Source organism: Fuerstiella marisgermanici, assembly GCF_001983935.1.
Lineage (GTDB): Bacteria > Planctomycetota > Planctomycetia > Planctomycetales > Planctomycetaceae > Fuerstiella > Fuerstiella marisgermanici.
Map to the genome: position 1 here is coordinate 170,611 of NZ_CP017641.1, position 14,896 is coordinate 185,506.

Here is a 14,896-nt window from a genome sequence, read left to right on the forward strand (position 1 = left end):
CATCGGACTTCACGAGGAGAGGACAAGAGATGTCGACAGTTGAACTGGCGGTCACCCAGGAGCTGACAGGAAACATTGTTCATTACTTTGATCAATTGAAAGACCCGCGTTCCAACATCAATCGTCTGCATCTGCTTGGTGATGTGATTGTGATCGCCATTTGCGGAGTGCTGGCCAACGCCGACGGCCCCAGTGCGATTGCGGAATGGGCGCGACTGAATGCCGATGGCCTGCAGAAACACCTGGCACTTCCGCATGGCATTCCGAAAAAAGATACGTACCGGCGCGTCCTTTCTCTCCTGAAGCCGAACGACTTTCAAGCGTGCTTCGTGCAATGGATTGAATCGCTGGAAGGACTTTCCGACGAACAGAAAGAAGGCTACAGAAAACAGATTGCGATTGATGGCAAAGCACTCCGTCGATCACATGACAAAAAGAATGGGCTGGGTGCGTTGTTCATCGTGAGTGCGTGGGCTTCTGATCAGGGGATTTCTCTGGGACAGGTGGCGACGGAAGAGAAGTCGAACGAGATCACCGCGATCCCGAAATTACTGAACGAAATCAATATCGATGAGGCGATCATTACGATTGACGCAGCGGGTTGTCAAAAAAACATTGCGCAGCAGATCGTGTCTGGCAATGCAGACTATGTGTTAGCCCTGAAAGGCAACCAACCGAAACTCTATGAGGTCGTGCAGAAGTTTTTTCTCGATCACCTGGAGGATGACTTCGCTCGCTGTCCCGTCAGTCGCTATGAAGAAACAGAGAAGGGACACGGTCGGCAGGAACAGAGAATCTACTATCAGGCGACCGTGCCTGTCGATTTTGACGTGGGCCACAAATGGGCCGGACTCAAGACCATCGGAACGGCGATCCGAATGTACGAGCAGGACGGCATTCATCATTCTGACGTTCGCTACTACATCAGCAGTCTGCGTCGCAAAGGCGAGCTGTTCGCAACAACGGTTCGTGGTCACTGGGCCATAGAAAACACGCTGCACTGGAGTCTCGACATGACCTACCGCGAGGATGAGAGTCGAGTCCGAAACCGAATCTTCGCGAACAATTTGTCATGGCTCAGACGACTCACACTCAGCCTCATCAAGAAACATCCTGGCAAACAAAGCAACGTCATGAAAAGAAGAATGGCCGGATGGAACATTGACTATTTGATGCAAATCCTTACCGGCAAAACAACTTAGTATGCGCTGGCCCTGGGGTGCTTGTGCAGCAAAAAACCAAGGTCGCTGGCTGGTTTGTGTTCTGTGGAGATTGTTAGGAGCATTGTGCAACTTCAACGTGGTGTGTCTCGATAGCGTCGATATTCGGGTAGCAGGCACCTGTCTACCCAATCCTGCCAGCCGTGATACATGACCGTTGCGGGATAATTGTCGTCCGATTCGGTTTGCGCAGACCAAGTGAGGTGAACGACTGCCACTCGATTGTCGCCTTGGATCGCAAACAATACATCGTCGCAATCTGTGCGTTTTCCAATAGCTTGAACAGTCACACCTCGTAGAGAATGCGGACTGAAAAGTTCCTTAGCAAGTTCGCTGTCGAGCGAATCTGCCACGTCGCCAACGTCTGCCCACGGTGGAAGCCAATGAAACTCTGCGGCAATCTGAGTTGGTGTAACGTGACTGCCGTGCTTGTTGAATGCGAGAAGGGTCGATGTGTTCGGCCTGAAACGCTCGGTATTGAGGCCGAGGCCAGAGGTGGCGATGATCTTGCCCTGATAAATCCACGCTGTTTCTCCCCACCCGTGTATGTTTCCCTTGAATTCGGGAACCTCGTAGAGTGAAGGTGAGCCATCGACATCCGCCACGACAAATTCGAGGGAATCGGTTTCGGAGGTCGCAAGCACCTCGCTGAGCGCAGTAAACGCTTTCACGGCACCCGCACTCCAGAATGCCATCAGGAACAGAACACCAACCTCAATGGAGTCGATGACTTTGGCATCGGCGTTTGGAAGATAGGTGACTTGATCCATTGGTCGCTTCGACATCTTTGTGAGCCATTGAAGTTGGCTGTTGGGATCATCCATTGGCAATCTCCTGAGAAGAACGACGAGTACCATTCAGGTAAGACGAGGCTTGTAAAGGCATTCTTCAATCACCAGACTGTGACACTCCAACCACGTCGGCGGCTCACACTTATCAGCCAGCTTATGGATCACCGGCTCGGGAACCGCCTTGCTCCGAGTTTGGTTTTGACGAAGCAAGTTCTCGAACGGCGGTTCGAGGTACACGACTTCGATCTGGGCGTTGTAATCGGCGAACAGGTCGAGCCAGCGACCACGGGTTTGTATCATCGTGTTCGTAGCGTTGAAGGCGAACGATTTTTTCGCTCTGAGCAATTCCCGACAGCGTTCTTTGGCAAGCTGGGCCACCGCTCCCTGATTGTCGGTCGGTTCGACATCCAGTTCACTACGGATGTCATCCAGCGAGACAATCGGAAGGTCGCTACGATTTCTGGAGAGCCATGTGTCCTTGCCGCTACCGGGAAGACCGGCCATCAACGTCACTGTGCAAGAGAAGTCTTCGTGCGGAACGTAGTGCAGGTTGGGTTCCCGCAGGCGAAAGAACGTGAAACGAGCATGATCGGTGGCGAACGGATACGGCTGGTCATAGCAGCCAGCCTCTTCCGCCATGAGCTTCCAGTAGTGCAGATTCTCCTCGGGCCGAGTCATGGAGTCGGTGTCTCGGCCACGAGTGTCAGCCAATGCGAACAGGTATAGCAGTCGGTTGTTGACCAGCCACGACAACCGAGCGACTTCATGCGTTGGCTCGTCACGTTCGAGTAGAAACGCCGGTCGCCCGTGATAACGGACCAGCCGGGCGATCTCCTCACGAGTTGTCAGGTCACATCCGAGATCACGCAGAACCGAACGGGCGACGTGTTCACCTTTGACAGCGTGCTTTGGTGAGCGGACTCGACCAGTCTCGGGATCAACCTCGGTGGTCAACGGCTTGGCGACATCGTGAAACAAAGCGGTGAAGATTAGAACGATCTGCTCGTTTGGTGCGAGAGACGGCCACTCATCCAGTTCGAGCAGTTGCTCAAGGACCATCTTCGTGTGGGTCCAGACATCGCCTTCGGAATGCCATTCGGCATCCTGTGCGCAGTCCGACATCGCCTGACACCACGGTTGGCTTTCTGCCCATGCCGTGATGTCCTCCAGCGACGACTGTTTGAGTTGCTCCCAGTTCATGACCAGATATCCACGTCATCCGCCAGTTGATTTGGCATCATCTGCTGATGCTGCCAGTGTGTGCTTTGCTTGATCTTCTCGACGAACTCGGGACGCACAAACTTGGCTCGTCCCGTGACAGCGCCGTTTGCCTCAGTTCGCAGGTACACACCTTCCATCAGATTGTCAGGTCGATTAGTGATCGGGTTCTCAAAGTGGCTGTCGAACAGAGATGGCCCGATCAGGACTTCAAGGTTGTCACGAATCACCGTGCCCGTATGAACGACGGGAACTGTCTGGATTCCCGTTCCAGCGAGGAGTGACAGTCGTTGCTCAAGATCGAGGAAGACTTCCTGATCCTTGTCGTAAATGTCGAACTCGAAGAAGTAGTGTGTCAGCTTCCGGTAGTGGATCGAGTGTCGGGCGTAGACCCATTCCCCGAACAAGAGGAAGCGGTTCTGCAACTGCTCCTCCAGCACATGTCGCTTCGCTGCCGTCCACTGCTTGAACAGGTCGTACTGCGGGTGCATTCCCTCGGTGATGAGATGGCCCCGGCATTGCAGGACCATCTCGCCGGTGTCCGAAAAGTGAATGCCGACGTTTGTGCCGTCGATCTTCTCCTCGACGATCAGCGACTCGTCGGCGATGAATGCCTTCGACTCCTCTTCGCTGAGATGCTTGTCGTCGTCTGTCCCCTTGGACCCAAACAGATGGGGCGTGCGGGGGTACTTGGTGAAATCACCGTGGGAAGTACCCATGTCAGGCTCCTTTTTTCTGGGTCTGGGAAACGAGCGACCGCACAAATTGGCCGTACTCGTTCTTCATGGGTAAGTCGAGGTCGGAAGAAATCCGACGCCGACGAGCCGTGACTTCTTCCTTCGTGATCGGATTCACCGAACATTTATCGTACTCTTTCCAGTACAAACCGACGCCTCGCTTCTGCCAGTTTGGGAGATCATTGAAGTTGATCCCATACTGAAACAGCAACTCGTTCTTCTGGCTCACCGACCGTCCAATCAGTTGCTTCGTAGCCTGCTGCTCATCTTGGCCATCCTTACGCAGCGTCCAATAGCACCATGCGCTCAAGGCATTTCTAGCGGCGTCCTCGTTTCGCCAACGGAAGTAATCCACGACCAGTTCCACTGTCGGTAGTTGCGAGATGCGGCAGTCGAAGCAGGCTGGTTGACCCAGCTTTAGCGAGAACTGCGCACTGGCCTCACCTGCCAGCGTCGAGTTGTACTTTCGCAGCTTCCTGCCAAAGAGTTGCTCCTCCGGGTCCAAGAGCAATGAAATCTCGTCGCTCTCCGTGTAGGCATACAACACCCGAAAGCCGCAGGTCATCAATGACTCAGTGGTAGACACCATCAGGTCTCGAAACCGCTCGTCGAACGGAGCTTCGAATTGGCAAACCTCTTTGGTCAATCGGGTGAAGCTCCGACCGTCCAAACGGGCCACCATGAACAAGCTCGGCAATACGCACAGGTCAGCGCCAGTCTCAAAGACCCGCATCTTGTTGTCGAGATCATCAAATTTCATCGTTCCACTCCTCGACGACGAAACCGTCTTCCGTCAATCGGACGTATTTCAGTGCGTCGAAGCCTTCTTTGAATGTTGGCAGTTCCAGCTTCGTGGCAGTGGACAGGATGCCCACCTCGGGTACTGGTCCAGTCCGTTGCTGATTCCGTGTGAGACACTCCTCAGCTTTCGACCGGAAATAAATCCCCACGACCGAATACTTGGCCGTCTTCGCAACGTCGATGTACTTCGCTCGCTCCTCACGAGTCGGATTCGTGTTGTCGATGACGAACGGCTGCTGGGTCTCCAAACATGCTGCGAGCAGTCGCCGCTCTCGATTTCGAGTCCGCAACAGGTCGAGGCTGATGCGAACGTGCGTCGAGAAGAACCGTTCCTTGAAGAAGGAAGATTTCCCCGACGCTTGCAGACCGATGAACACCACCGCCTCCATGACTTACCTCGTGACGTTCCAAAACGAAAAAAGCCCACTCGGTTGTGCCGAACCGAGTGGGCTGTTGGTTTCTTCTGGAGACGATCAGTCCCTAAAAGTAGTGATCCCGGTTCACGCCATCAAAAACAGCCTTTCTTGAGACAGCACTTCTTGAAGCGTTGGCCAGAACCGCAGGGGCAGAGATCGTTTCTACCGAGCTTCTCCTCCAGCAGTTTGTCGCCGTGGACGACCCGCATTCCTCGCTTGACCTGCGTTTCGGACGGGTATCCTTGACGACGTTTGCTCATCGTCTCGAAAAAAATGGCTGTTCGTCAAAGTGTTCGTGATTCGAGTGTCCCATGGCGCACCTCCGTTTCTCTGGATGTTCTCTCACGGAGACACCGTTTGCCGGGAAAGGTTCGCTCAGGGGTAGCTGGAACCGCTTAGACGCTCTGCGTTCTTTCAGCATCGAGGAGGACCACGCCAAAAGTTTCGTTTGGGCCGGTTCCATGCTTCGGTGACTCAACCACGATCCGCACGGCCTTCTCAAGCCACGCTCGGAGATCGTTCAGCTTGGGCTTGTCTCCGTAAATTTCAACATAAACCGGCACGACATACTGGTGACATGGACGATCACTCAAAGTTTCCATTAAGAGGTCATGGTGGGTCCACAGAGCTTTATTCACGTCGTCAAACAGGATGGCCTCCGACTCGTCGCTCCACGTCGTGCCATTCCAAAACACGGCATTCTTAAACTCGTCGGCCTTGGCCAAGACGTACCTCGGGAACGCCTTCGATCCCTTCTTGATGAGCGTAATCATTGGGATTTCTTTGCTCACTCGCAGTCTCCTTCAGGATGCTCGGGGACGAACTTGCCGCCATTCAGCACAGATGATTGCTCAATCACGTTCGGCAAGTCATCGGCAAGCCGGTGAGGATTGCGAATGGCGAGATTCACTATCGGTTGGCCAGCGATGCGACAGGTGAGAAACAAGACCGGCACTTCCTCTGCGGTGATCGGACAGTCAATCACGCCGCTGTCGAGGCTAAGAACTTCACAGGCGGTCACGTCGAATGTCATTGGCAGACTCCTCTCGGGAACAACTTTTGGAAACAGATACCATCTGTGACTAGCAGGTGCCTCATTTCCCAAGAGGATCGTTACCGCAACGATTACAGGCGGCGAACTCGCCATTCACAGGTGAGCCGCAGACAGGGCACTCGTACTCGAACCCGCAAACTCGGCATGGAGCGTCGAGGTCAAAAGCCTCTGAGCCACATTGTTTGCAGTACCAGCGAATCGCTGGTTCATCGACGGTCGGAGGAAGTTGCTCGGATTCAGAGCGGAAAGGCCACGGACAACTCACATCAAACCACGCATCCCTGCCGCTGGCTCGCAACTGTTCGTACTCAGGCGTGCCGCCGAACAGGAGTCGATGGCCTAGCCATTGAGCGAAGTTGAAGCCGAGCGCCACAAGGAGGGCGATGAACGCCAAGAATGGGAGACTGAGGACGCCTGCGAGGACCGCAGGCAGACCAAAGGGAAAGAGGGCGAAGACGAAGCAGATGACCCAGAAACGGGCGATAACTTTGACGGCATTGCGAGGCATGGATGGCTCCAGTTTTGAGGTCGAAACTGGAGCCGGTAGCAGGTGCCTCGTCGTTCACATTCTTCGTTCGACTTCCCAGCGAGTGCAGGACGACATTGGGGTAAAGTACAAGTCTGGGAATTTCACTTGGCGCTTAAGCTCTTCTCCCATCTGCTCATATCTCTTCCTACCTTTCAACTCCTTGATGACGCCTTTGATTGTGTTGGCAACGACTCCATACGCATCCTTGTATGGGCTGTCTTGGAACTCCCTCCTTACACGCACTTTTCCACGGTTTGAGGTGGTACAGGTTTCAGGGACAGGTCATTCTCTTATTTTGGGAGATTGATGATCTGTTCGAACTGAGCTGGCGACCTGTAATCGAGGCTGGAGTGTCTGCGTTCGTGAACGTAGTAGCGGACGTATTTTGACATCTCTCTTCTTGCCTCTGCCTTGCTTTGGTAATCGGTCATTTCGAGTTCGTTCTTGATCGTTCCGAAGCAGCTTTCCATGGATGCGTTGTCATAACAGTTGTCAGCACGGCTCATGCTTTGTGTGATTGCTGCCCGACGAAGAATTGATCGGTATTCATTGCCAGCGTACTGGCCGCCTCGATCCGTGTGGTGAATCAATCCAACGTCAGGCTGTCGTTCTTTGATGCTCGAACGCAGTGCTTTGAGGACCAGCTGTTCCGTCATGTTGTTATCCAGATGCCAACCAACGATCCGCCGGGAAAACAGATCCATCAGCATCGCCATGTAGCAAAACGTCCCGTCAGTCAGCGGGATGTAGGTAATGTCTCCAACCCAAATTTGATTGATCGTTGTTGGGGCGTCCGCATCGAGCAACAGGTTCGGCGAATAGCCCAGTCGATGACGGCTGTCTGTCGTTTTTGGAACGAACGACTTCGGCTGAATTGCCTTTAATTTAAGGGCTTTCATGACATTCGAGACCTTCCTGCGATCACAGGGAAGTCCCATTTCCTTGAGGTCTTCGGCAATGCGACGAGCCCCGTAGCGGCGGCGGTGACACTTAAAGATGACTCTTATCAACGGAGCCAGTTGAGCATCCTGTTCTTCAAAGATCGTGGGCTCAGCAGTCTGCCAGGCATAAAACGAAGTTCGGTTCACACCGAGATGACGACAGACTTCGGCCACGTTTCCATGACCTTCCTGAACAATCGCTTCAACGGCCGCATAGACGTCAGCTATTCGTTGCGGCCGAAAATAGCCAACGCTTTTTTTAGTATGTCCCTCTCACGTTCGACACGCCGCAGATCGGCTTCGAGGTCCTTGACCTTAGCCTCCAAAGAGCTTGCCACTGGACCACTTTGTTCCAGCTGCTCCTGTTTCCAGCGATACAAAACGTTGACGTTTGAAATGCCCAACCGGTCCACAACCTGAGGAGCCGTGTACCCATCCAGAAGCAGCTGCACGGCTTCTTCTTTGAACTCATCCGTGTACTGACGGCGAGACGATTTCTTGACTGATGTTTTTCTCTTCCGAGACATCCTGAGGTCCTTTCTACGGACTCAGAATAAGAGATTCACGTGTCCCTGAAACCTGTACCACCTCAATGGACAGAATGTTCGACGAAGGATTGTTCTACTCGGAGTCGAAGCCAAAGTTTTCAGAGTCGAAGGTGAACTCGATTCTGCATGACAAGGCATACCTCGGCTTCATCAGGTTCCGTGGAGCATGGTATCCGGGCCAGCATGAGGTGCTGGTCGATCAGGTGACGTGGGATCAGGTTCGGGTCTCGTTCAACGAACAGAATTACCGCTCCCACGAATTGGTGTACGCCAGCCGCCTGATCCGCTGCGGTCACTGCGGTCACATCGTCACAGGAGAAGAGAAGTTTAAGGAGACGAAGAAAGGCGTGACGCCATACGTCTACTATCGATGTTCTCGTTATCGCACGACGGGGCATCCACGAGTCCGGCTCACCGAGAAAGAACTCGACGATCAGTTGCAGGTGATGCTCGAATCGGTTGGCCGCCTATCGGACGACAACCGCAAGTTGCTCCAGATGGTGTCCCGGTCGATTCTTGAGACTCAGTTCGAGGATGAGAAGGTTCAAGTATCCGAGTCAAAACGCCTTCTGTCAGTGCTGGAGACTCAACGTAAGAAACTTTTGAGTCGAAACTTGTCAGATTCGGTTTCGGACGAATTGTACGAGCAGCAGCAAGCCGAGTTCGACGAACAAGAGAGGCGACTCAGAGAACAGATGGCACGACAGGTGCGGATCGGGCAATTGGTCGAGTCTGTTTGCGGCCAAGCTGGGCGAGTCTTCGATGTTCTCTCGAACGAGTGGCTGACAATGGAGAGAAGGTCCAGACAGCTTGCTCTTTCCGCCTTGTTCGGTGGTTTCCGGCTCGAAGGCCGAACGCTGGTCCCAGAGAACAGGACACGGTTAGAACTATTTCGGGCCGGATAGCTGTTCGCTGTTGCCAATCGAGTTTTCTCGGGGAAAATGAACTTCATCGCATGGTGAAGTCTGTTTTCTTTCAGGGATGGCTGAGTAGTGAAACCGCAAAAACGATACGTCGCACTGGCTCGGGTCAGTAGCAGGGAACAGGAGCGTGAGGGGTTTTCTCTCGACGTACAGGTCGATGCCCTGCGCCAGTACGCCGAGAGAAACAACGGCGAAATCATTCGACTATTCCGCATCGCCGAAACCGCAACCAATCACGACGAGCGCAAAACCTTCAAGGAGTTGATGGCCTTTGCTAAGAAGAACGCTCACAAGCTCGATGGTCTGATCTTCTACAAGGTGGACCGTGCCGCTCGGAACCTGTTCGATTACGTCGAGCTTGAACGACTCGAATCTGAGTTCGGTGTTCAGTTCATCTCCGTCGCCCAGCCCACAGAGAACACGCCAGCCGGTCGGATGCAGCGCAGAATGTTGGCGAGCATGGCATCCTTCTACACCGAGCAACAATCCATCGATGTGAAAGAAGGGATCGAACGCCGAGTCGAAAGTGGCCTGTTTCCCAGCCGACCTCCGTTCGGCTACCGCAATGTCCGCATCGACGGTCGCAGCATCATCCAAGTCCATCCCGAGAACGCCCCCAAGATTCGCCGCATCTTCGAGTTGTACGGTTATCACAGCGAGACATTGGACACGCTGGTCGGAAAGCTCGAAGACGAAGGTATCCATTGGCTGCCGTCCACCCCCAAGTTTGGACGGAGCAAGCTGTACACGATCCTCACTGACCGTGCCTATATCGGCGAGATCAAGTTTCGTGGTCAATGGCTCCCCGGAACCCACGAGCCGATCATTGAACCACGGCTCTGGGATCGAGTGCAGACTCTCCTCGGCCAGAAAGTGTACAAGCAACACCAGATGACCTACGCCAGCGACCTGATCGAATGCGGCCACTGCGGATCGCCAATCACGGGAGAGCGGAAGACGAAGATGACTAAAAGCGGAGAACGGGATTACGTCTACTACCGTTGCACTCAGTATCACAAGGGAGATCATCCCCGCATCCGTCTGACCGAAAAGCAAATGGACTCGCAGATGCTCGACATCTTTGAATCGCTACGGGTTGAGGACGCCGAATTCCGTGATCTGTTCCGTGAGCAGCTTCGTCAGGCGACGAATTGGGAATTCGGCGAAGCGTCGAAAGAGGACGGCAACTTAAAGAACCGGCACACCGAAGTTGTGCGTCTTCAACAGCAGTTGCTCAACCTTCGGCTGCTCGAAGAGATCAATGCCGACACCTACGCAGAGAAAGCACGAGAGTTGCGTGACGAGGAAGCCGAGTTGCGGCTCGAAATCGACCGTTGCAGCCGTGGCCGGAACGAAACCATCGACATAGCGGTGAAAGCGTTTGAACTTTCGCAAAGCCTTCGTGACAAATGGCTTACGGCTGACTACGCTGCAAAACGTCGAATCCTCGAAATCCTCTGTTTGAACTGCTCTCTCGATGGCGCAAGTCTAGTCGCCACAATGAGAAGGCCCTTTGACCTGTTGGCCAAAGGGCTCGTTTCGAAAGATAGTCGGGACGACAAGATTTGAACTTGCGACCTCTGCACCCCCAGTGCAGCGCTCTACCAGGCTGAGCCACGTCCCGTGCTTTGCCAACTGTGATTCAAGTCACGACGAATGCGGTGAGCAGTCGTGTTGGGCTGGCGAGGGCAGTTTACTGCAATTGTTTGCTATTTCAATCCGAATCGGTTTCGCTTCGAATGGAAATAGAAACGGCAATCGAAGTTGAAGAGGTCCTTTCTTCGTAATTTGCTTTGTGACAGCCAATCTCACTGACTTGTGGCCTCGGAACAGCGTTTCGAGCAACGAAGGCTGCTTCCCGCGAGCCCCAATCGTCCACAACAAACGGGAAACTGCTCTTATCGCGCATCGCAGCAATTTGCCGCGTTGGCGGTTCGCACAACCCAAGAAAAACGAGGTGCCTTACGTCGCCGACTGAGCGGATTTCGCTCGTTGTTCGAACCAGTCTGCCGTCGCGGCTAGCCCGTCGTTGATGGTTGCGACTGGGCCGAGTAGTTCCACAAGACGATCTGCGTTCAGCAGAGAACGCTCAATGTCACCGGCTCGCTTTTCGTTGGGAAGGACCTCGATCGTGCGTTTCAGCGTTTGTTGAAGGATGTCGGCGAGTTGTCGCGTTGTGGTTTCGCTGCCCGTGCCGACGTTCAGGATTTGGTCGGGAATCCGTCCTTCCAGAGCGGCGATATTGGCCTTTGCGACGTCATCGATGAAGACGTAGTCTCGGATGCAGCCTGCGTCCCCGACTTCTCGTTTGGCATTCACGGCGATGGATTCGCCCGCCAGAATTCGGTTGCAGAAAATGGCGACGACGCCCGCTTCGCCATGCGGATCCTGCCGGGGACCGTAGACGTTGCCGTAGCGAAGTACGGTGTAATTCAGCCCGTGTTCCTGGCGAAAGCACTCAAGGTACTTTTCTACAGCAAACTTGCTGCAGGCATAGGGACTGATGGGCACGGGGTTGAAGTCAGTGCCAGCGCGAATGCCTTCCGGCACTTCACCGTAGATCGCGCCGCCGGTGCTGGCGAATACGATACGCTCGACCTTGTGGGCGACGGATGTTGTTAGAATGTTTAACGATCCGGTGATGTTGATTGCGGCGTCAAGCTGTGGTTCGCGGACACTGATGGCGACGCTGGCCTGAGCAGCCTGGTGGCTGACGGCAGTTGGTCGGAATTCAGCAAACGCCGCCTCAACGGCCGATTTGTCGCGGATGTCCGTTTGAAAGAACGTGGCACCGTCCGGAACATTTTCGCGGCGACCGGAACTGAGGTCATCCAGCACCGCAACGTCCCATCCGTTGGCGAGCGCTCGATCCGCAATATGGCTTCCGATAAACCCAGCACCGCCCGTGATCAGCAGCCGCATTCTATTCTCCAGTTTTCGATCATCAACGACCGGCAAAAAGGCTCGATCGAATCATAGTGGTTTCGAATTGTCGACACTCGCTCAGCTGCGGCCAGTGGCGGCCCGACACCGTTGCAGCGACTATAAAATGCGCGACGCAATAGTCTAGCGAAGTGAATGACTCAAGGCATGCGGGCGACCTTCGAAATCGCCCGGATACTCGTCCCGACAGACGGGACTCTTCAAACCACGCGGTTCGCAGGCAAATTTCCCCTTGAGCCACGCCGCGCGCAGCTTCGCTTCAGACGACTACCTCGTATGAGTGGCAACCTGCCTCATTTCTGAGGCGAGGGCCAGCGGAATTTGGCGTCGAATCGAAATTCCAATGCGGAGAAAGGAGGCCGCACCATTTATGTTGGTCGAACGGGCAGCGCGTTCGATCAACAGCCGGGCTGAATTCGTCAATTTGGTCCGCTGGCGGCTTCGATTGGGCGACTTAGCGGCGGAAGCGATTCTTCGAGCACTCCCTTAATTCTCGGGAACAGAATCACACATTCGACAACCATCCACGCCTGCAATGCCAGAATGGCGAGGCCAAATCCGGTTAGCAGATAGTTCGGTTCGTTGCCTTGCAGCGGTCGCAGCCATCCGCCTTCGTGAAACATGTTCCACAGGAGTGCGTAGGCCGGGATTACGATCATCATCACAGCGGGCACAATCGCAAACGCGACACTGCGACCACGACGTACAAGAAAGAAAATGATGACCAAAAACGCCAGCCCCGCCAGCAGCTGGTTGGTCGCTCCGAACAGGGGCCACAGTATTAGCCCGCCCTTCCCGTATTCGCCGGCTGCATTGGGAATCATGGCGACAAGCGTTCCCAGTGTCACCGCCAGCAATGTTGCACCGTACTTGTTGGCCAACGGTGCGATGCGAAACGAACTGCCCAGTTCCTGGATCACGTAGCGCTGCAACCGTGTGGCTGTGTCGAGGGTCGTGGCTGCGAAACAAGCGACCAGCACTGCGATGATACCGATGCCAAGTTCCAGTGGGATGCCTAGTGACGCCACAAAATTCGCGCCGCCTTCGACGAATGCTCCTACTGTTTGGGGCAGTTTAAAACTGCCCCAGCCATTCTCCCCGACGGCATATCGAGACCGCCATGCCTCAGCGCCCACCATTTGGGTTCCATTTGCGCCGAGCTTCTCAACCAGGACGCCGTCGACTTTTTCAAATCGGCCCATCCCAACCCCAGCACAGCACGCCAGAATCACCAGCACCGCTAAGGCACCTTCCAAAAGCATCGAACCGTAGGCAACATACTGAGCGTCGTTCTCGCTGGCAATTTGCTTGCTGCTGGTTCCGCTGCTGACAAGGCAATGGAAGCCGCTGCAGGCACCGCATGCAATCGTGATGAACAAGAACGGCATGATCGGCGGAGCGTCCGCAGGAATGTCTTCCGCGCTGACGATGGCCGGAGTGCTCGCGTTGAGGTCCGCTTTTCCTGTGAAGCCGGCGACGGCAAGACCAGCCACCAGCAACACCAAAGCCACGACCAACTGGTGACTGTTAATGTAGTCGCGCGGCTGCAGCAACAGCCAAACGGGAAGCACAGACGCAATAAAGCAGTAGACCATCAGCAGAATCGTCCACGGAACGATAGGCGAGTAGGTCGTCTCGTCAAAGCTGGTAAACCCAGCGGCGATAACTTCATTTGCTTGACCGGCGGTCAGTTTTGTCCCGGCGGCTGCAATTAACTTTCCAGCTTGATCGTTGCCATCCGGATAGATGAGGTCCGCAGCAGGAATTTTGTTAGTGAGACTCTTCGCTGTGGTGCTGCCCGTCACGACAACAGTCTTTTGATGCGGAATCTGGATGTCCTGCGGCAGCTCCAACGGAAGGTGATACACTCCGACGTAGACCGACAAATACAAAATTCCTAGCGCTACGAGTGACGGGACGAGCAGCGACGCACTTTGCTTTTTGTGCACATAGATGCCGATCGCCACAGCCACTGGCATGGCCACCCAAACGGATAGCACACTTTCCGGGTAGATTGAAAAGATGATCGCGATCACCAGACCGAAAATCGCCAGCACGATCGTGAGTGCAAAAAACAGAATCAGCAGGAAAAGCACTCGAGCTCGCGGGTTGATCAATCGGCCAGCCACTTCACCGACCGTCTGTCCGCGGTTCCTTAAAGACACAAACAGTGCACCGAAGTCGTGAACAGCTCCGACAAAAATGGAACCGAACACGACCCACAATAATGCTGGCAGCCAGCCCCAGAAGACGGCAATCGCAGGCCCTACAATCGGCCCGGTTCCGGCGATGCTTGTAAAATGATGGCCAAACAGCACCTGCCGTTGAGTCGGTACGTAATCGATGTCGTCGCGCAGTTCATGAGCGGGCACGATTGCGTCCCCGTCAATCTGAAAGACTTTCTTGGCCAGCCAGCGACCGTAGGTGTTGTAGGCCAGAATAAAGCCGACAAACGACAGCACGGCAACACTCAACGTCAACATGAATTTCGACCTTAACGAACTGAAGGACCACAACGGCAAAGTCGCAACTTTTCCGCTGCACACAGGCTACTGCCCGGTTGATCCTGGAGCAACACTGGCGGGGGCATGACCAATGTCAAATCAAGAAAGCGGCCACGGGAATTTCGATTTGACAGACGGTCAACTTCTGCCGGTCCACTGCGAATCTTGCACCGTGCCCGTGGCACTCCGCTGTCGCCTGGTGGAGCCAGCCTGTTGGCGGTGTGCACCGGGAAACGCTGTTCGAAACCCCGTCAATCTTCGTCAACCGCCT

17 protein-coding genes and 1 tRNA gene are annotated in these 14,896 nt (G+C 54.5%); 3 read left to right on the top strand and 15 right to left on the bottom strand.

Annotated features, from left to right (window positions below; translation table 11 throughout):
- Positions 1-29: 29 nt before the first annotated feature.
- Complete coding sequence (locus tag Fuma_RS00600) at positions 30-1,202, top strand: ISAs1 family transposase (protein WP_077022421.1); 1,173 nt, start codon at positions 30-32, stop codon at positions 1,200-1,202.
- Here the strand turns inward: Fuma_RS00600 and Fuma_RS36595 are convergent.
- The 12 genes from Fuma_RS36595 to Fuma_RS00665 all read right to left on the bottom strand — a co-directional run bounded on the left by Fuma_RS36595 (position 1,199) and on the right by Fuma_RS00665 (position 8,234).
- Entirely contained in the window at positions 1,199-1,285 is an 87-nt protein-coding gene (locus tag Fuma_RS36595) for a hypothetical protein (protein ID WP_077022422.1), read from the bottom strand. The genes Fuma_RS00600 and Fuma_RS36595 overlap by 4 nt on opposite strands.
- Positions 1,286-1,294: 9 nt before the next feature.
- A complete protein-coding gene (locus Fuma_RS33905; RefSeq protein ID WP_083731704.1) occupies positions 1,295-2,044 on the bottom strand; it encodes a hypothetical protein in 750 nt (249 codons plus the stop codon).
- 33 nt (positions 2,045-2,077) lie between these two features.
- On the bottom strand, positions 2,078-3,211 hold the full coding sequence (locus tag Fuma_RS00615; RefSeq protein ID WP_077022423.1) for an AAA family ATPase: 1,134 nt from the start codon (positions 3,209-3,211) through the stop codon (positions 2,078-2,080).
- Entirely contained in the window at positions 3,208-3,948 is a 741-nt protein-coding gene (locus Fuma_RS00620; RefSeq protein WP_077022424.1) for an RNA ligase family protein, read from the bottom strand. Before Fuma_RS00620 ends, Fuma_RS00615 begins: the two co-directional genes overlap by 4 nt.
- Before the next feature lies 1 nt (position 3,949).
- Complete coding sequence (locus Fuma_RS00625) at positions 3,950-4,726, bottom strand: tRNA(His) guanylyltransferase Thg1 family protein (protein WP_077022425.1); 777 nt, start codon at positions 4,724-4,726, stop codon at positions 3,950-3,952.
- Positions 4,716-5,156: an AAA family ATPase gene (locus Fuma_RS00630; RefSeq protein WP_077022426.1), complete on the bottom strand. Its 441-nt coding sequence runs from the start codon at positions 5,154-5,156 to the stop codon at positions 4,716-4,718. Before Fuma_RS00630 ends, Fuma_RS00625 begins: the two co-directional genes overlap by 11 nt.
- 119 nt (positions 5,157-5,275) lie before the next feature.
- Positions 5,276-5,443 (bottom strand): SEC-C metal-binding domain-containing protein, encoded by a 168-nt coding sequence (locus Fuma_RS36545; protein WP_077022427.1) that lies wholly within the window; start codon positions 5,441-5,443, stop codon positions 5,276-5,278.
- A 135-nt stretch (positions 5,444-5,578) separates the two neighbouring features.
- On the bottom strand, positions 5,579-5,974 hold the full coding sequence (locus Fuma_RS00640) for a hypothetical protein (protein WP_145943868.1): 396 nt from the start codon (positions 5,972-5,974) through the stop codon (positions 5,579-5,581).
- Positions 5,971-6,216 carry a hypothetical protein gene (locus Fuma_RS00645; RefSeq protein WP_077022429.1) on the bottom strand — a complete coding sequence of 82 codons (246 nt, stop codon included), beginning with the start codon at positions 6,214-6,216 and terminating at the stop codon, positions 5,971-5,973. Before Fuma_RS00645 ends, Fuma_RS00640 begins: the two co-directional genes overlap by 4 nt.
- 61 nt (positions 6,217-6,277) lie before the next feature.
- Positions 6,278-6,745, bottom strand: a complete 468-nt coding sequence (locus Fuma_RS00650; RefSeq protein ID WP_077022430.1) for a hypothetical protein — start codon at positions 6,743-6,745, stop codon at positions 6,278-6,280.
- A 311-nt stretch (positions 6,746-7,056) separates the two neighbouring features.
- Positions 7,057-7,935: an IS3 family transposase gene (locus tag Fuma_RS00660; protein WP_077022414.1), complete on the bottom strand. Its 879-nt coding sequence runs from the start codon at positions 7,933-7,935 to the stop codon at positions 7,057-7,059.
- Positions 7,932-8,234 carry a transposase gene (locus tag Fuma_RS00665; RefSeq protein WP_077022432.1) on the bottom strand — a complete coding sequence of 101 codons (303 nt, stop codon included), beginning with the start codon at positions 8,232-8,234 and terminating at the stop codon, positions 7,932-7,934. The genes Fuma_RS00660 and Fuma_RS00665 overlap by 4 nt, the downstream gene beginning before the upstream one ends.
- A 65-nt stretch (positions 8,235-8,299) precedes the next feature.
- Here Fuma_RS00665 and Fuma_RS00670 point away from each other — a divergent pair, with 65 nt between their 5' ends.
- Positions 8,300-9,160 carry a recombinase zinc beta ribbon domain-containing protein gene (locus Fuma_RS00670; RefSeq protein WP_077022433.1) on the top strand — a complete coding sequence of 287 codons (861 nt, stop codon included), beginning with the start codon at positions 8,300-8,302 and terminating at the stop codon, positions 9,158-9,160.
- An 87-nt stretch (positions 9,161-9,247) separates the two neighbouring features.
- Entirely contained in the window at positions 9,248-10,747 is a 1,500-nt protein-coding gene (locus tag Fuma_RS00675) for a recombinase family protein (protein WP_077022434.1), read from the top strand.
- Here Fuma_RS00675 and Fuma_RS00680 read toward each other — a convergent pair.
- From Fuma_RS00680 to Fuma_RS33910, 3 genes are all read right to left on the bottom strand, one after another.
- Positions 10,729-10,802: transfer RNA gene (locus tag Fuma_RS00680), tRNA-Pro, on the bottom strand. The genes Fuma_RS00675 and Fuma_RS00680 overlap by 19 nt on opposite strands.
- A gap of 338 nt (positions 10,803-11,140) precedes the next feature.
- A complete protein-coding gene (locus Fuma_RS00690; protein WP_077022436.1) occupies positions 11,141-12,100 on the bottom strand; it encodes an SDR family NAD(P)-dependent oxidoreductase in 960 nt (319 codons plus the stop codon).
- A 440-nt stretch (positions 12,101-12,540) separates the two neighbouring features.
- Positions 12,541-14,604, bottom strand: coding sequence for a carbon starvation CstA family protein (locus Fuma_RS33910; protein ID WP_083731705.1), 2,064 nt, complete (start codon positions 14,602-14,604; stop codon positions 12,541-12,543).
- Positions 14,605-14,896: the final 292 nt, after the last annotated feature.

Bases quoted from the DNA above. Each gene is read 5' to 3' on its own strand.
- Fuma_RS36595 (WP_077022422.1), bottom strand. From the start codon at position 1,285: ATGCTCCTAACAATCTCCACAGAACACAAACCAGCCAGCGACCTTGGT.
- Fuma_RS00620 (WP_077022424.1), bottom strand. From the start codon at position 3,948: ATGGGTACTTCCCACGGTGATTTCACCAAGTACCCCCGCACGCCCCAT.
- Fuma_RS00665 (WP_077022432.1), bottom strand. From the start codon at position 8,234: ATGTCTCGGAAGAGAAAAACATCAGTCAAGAAATCGTCTCGCCGTCAG.
- Fuma_RS00600 (WP_077022421.1), top strand. From the start codon at position 30: ATGTCGACAGTTGAACTGGCGGTCACCCAGGAGCTGACAGGAAACATT.
- Fuma_RS00645 (WP_077022429.1), bottom strand. From the start codon at position 6,216: ATGACATTCGACGTGACCGCCTGTGAAGTTCTTAGCCTCGACAGCGGC.
- Fuma_RS36545 (WP_077022427.1), bottom strand. From the start codon at position 5,443: ATGAGCAAACGTCGTCAAGGATACCCGTCCGAAACGCAGGTCAAGCGA.
- Fuma_RS00625 (WP_077022425.1), bottom strand. From the start codon at position 4,726: ATGAAATTTGATGATCTCGACAACAAGATGCGGGTCTTTGAGACTGGC.
- Fuma_RS00690 (WP_077022436.1), bottom strand. From the start codon at position 12,100: ATGCGGCTGCTGATCACGGGCGGTGCTGGGTTTATCGGAAGCCATATT.
- Fuma_RS00670 (WP_077022433.1), top strand. From the start codon at position 8,300: ATGGACAGAATGTTCGACGAAGGATTGTTCTACTCGGAGTCGAAGCCA.
- Fuma_RS00615 (WP_077022423.1), bottom strand. From the start codon at position 3,211: ATGAACTGGGAGCAACTCAAACAGTCGTCGCTGGAGGACATCACGGCA.
- Fuma_RS33905 (WP_083731704.1), bottom strand. From the start codon at position 2,044: ATGGATGATCCCAACAGCCAACTTCAATGGCTCACAAAGATGTCGAAG.
- Fuma_RS00630 (WP_077022426.1), bottom strand. From the start codon at position 5,156: ATGGAGGCGGTGGTGTTCATCGGTCTGCAAGCGTCGGGGAAATCTTCC.
- Fuma_RS33910 (WP_083731705.1), bottom strand. From the start codon at position 14,604: ATGTTGACGTTGAGTGTTGCCGTGCTGTCGTTTGTCGGCTTTATTCTG.
- Fuma_RS00650 (WP_077022430.1), bottom strand. From the start codon at position 6,745: ATGCCTCGCAATGCCGTCAAAGTTATCGCCCGTTTCTGGGTCATCTGC.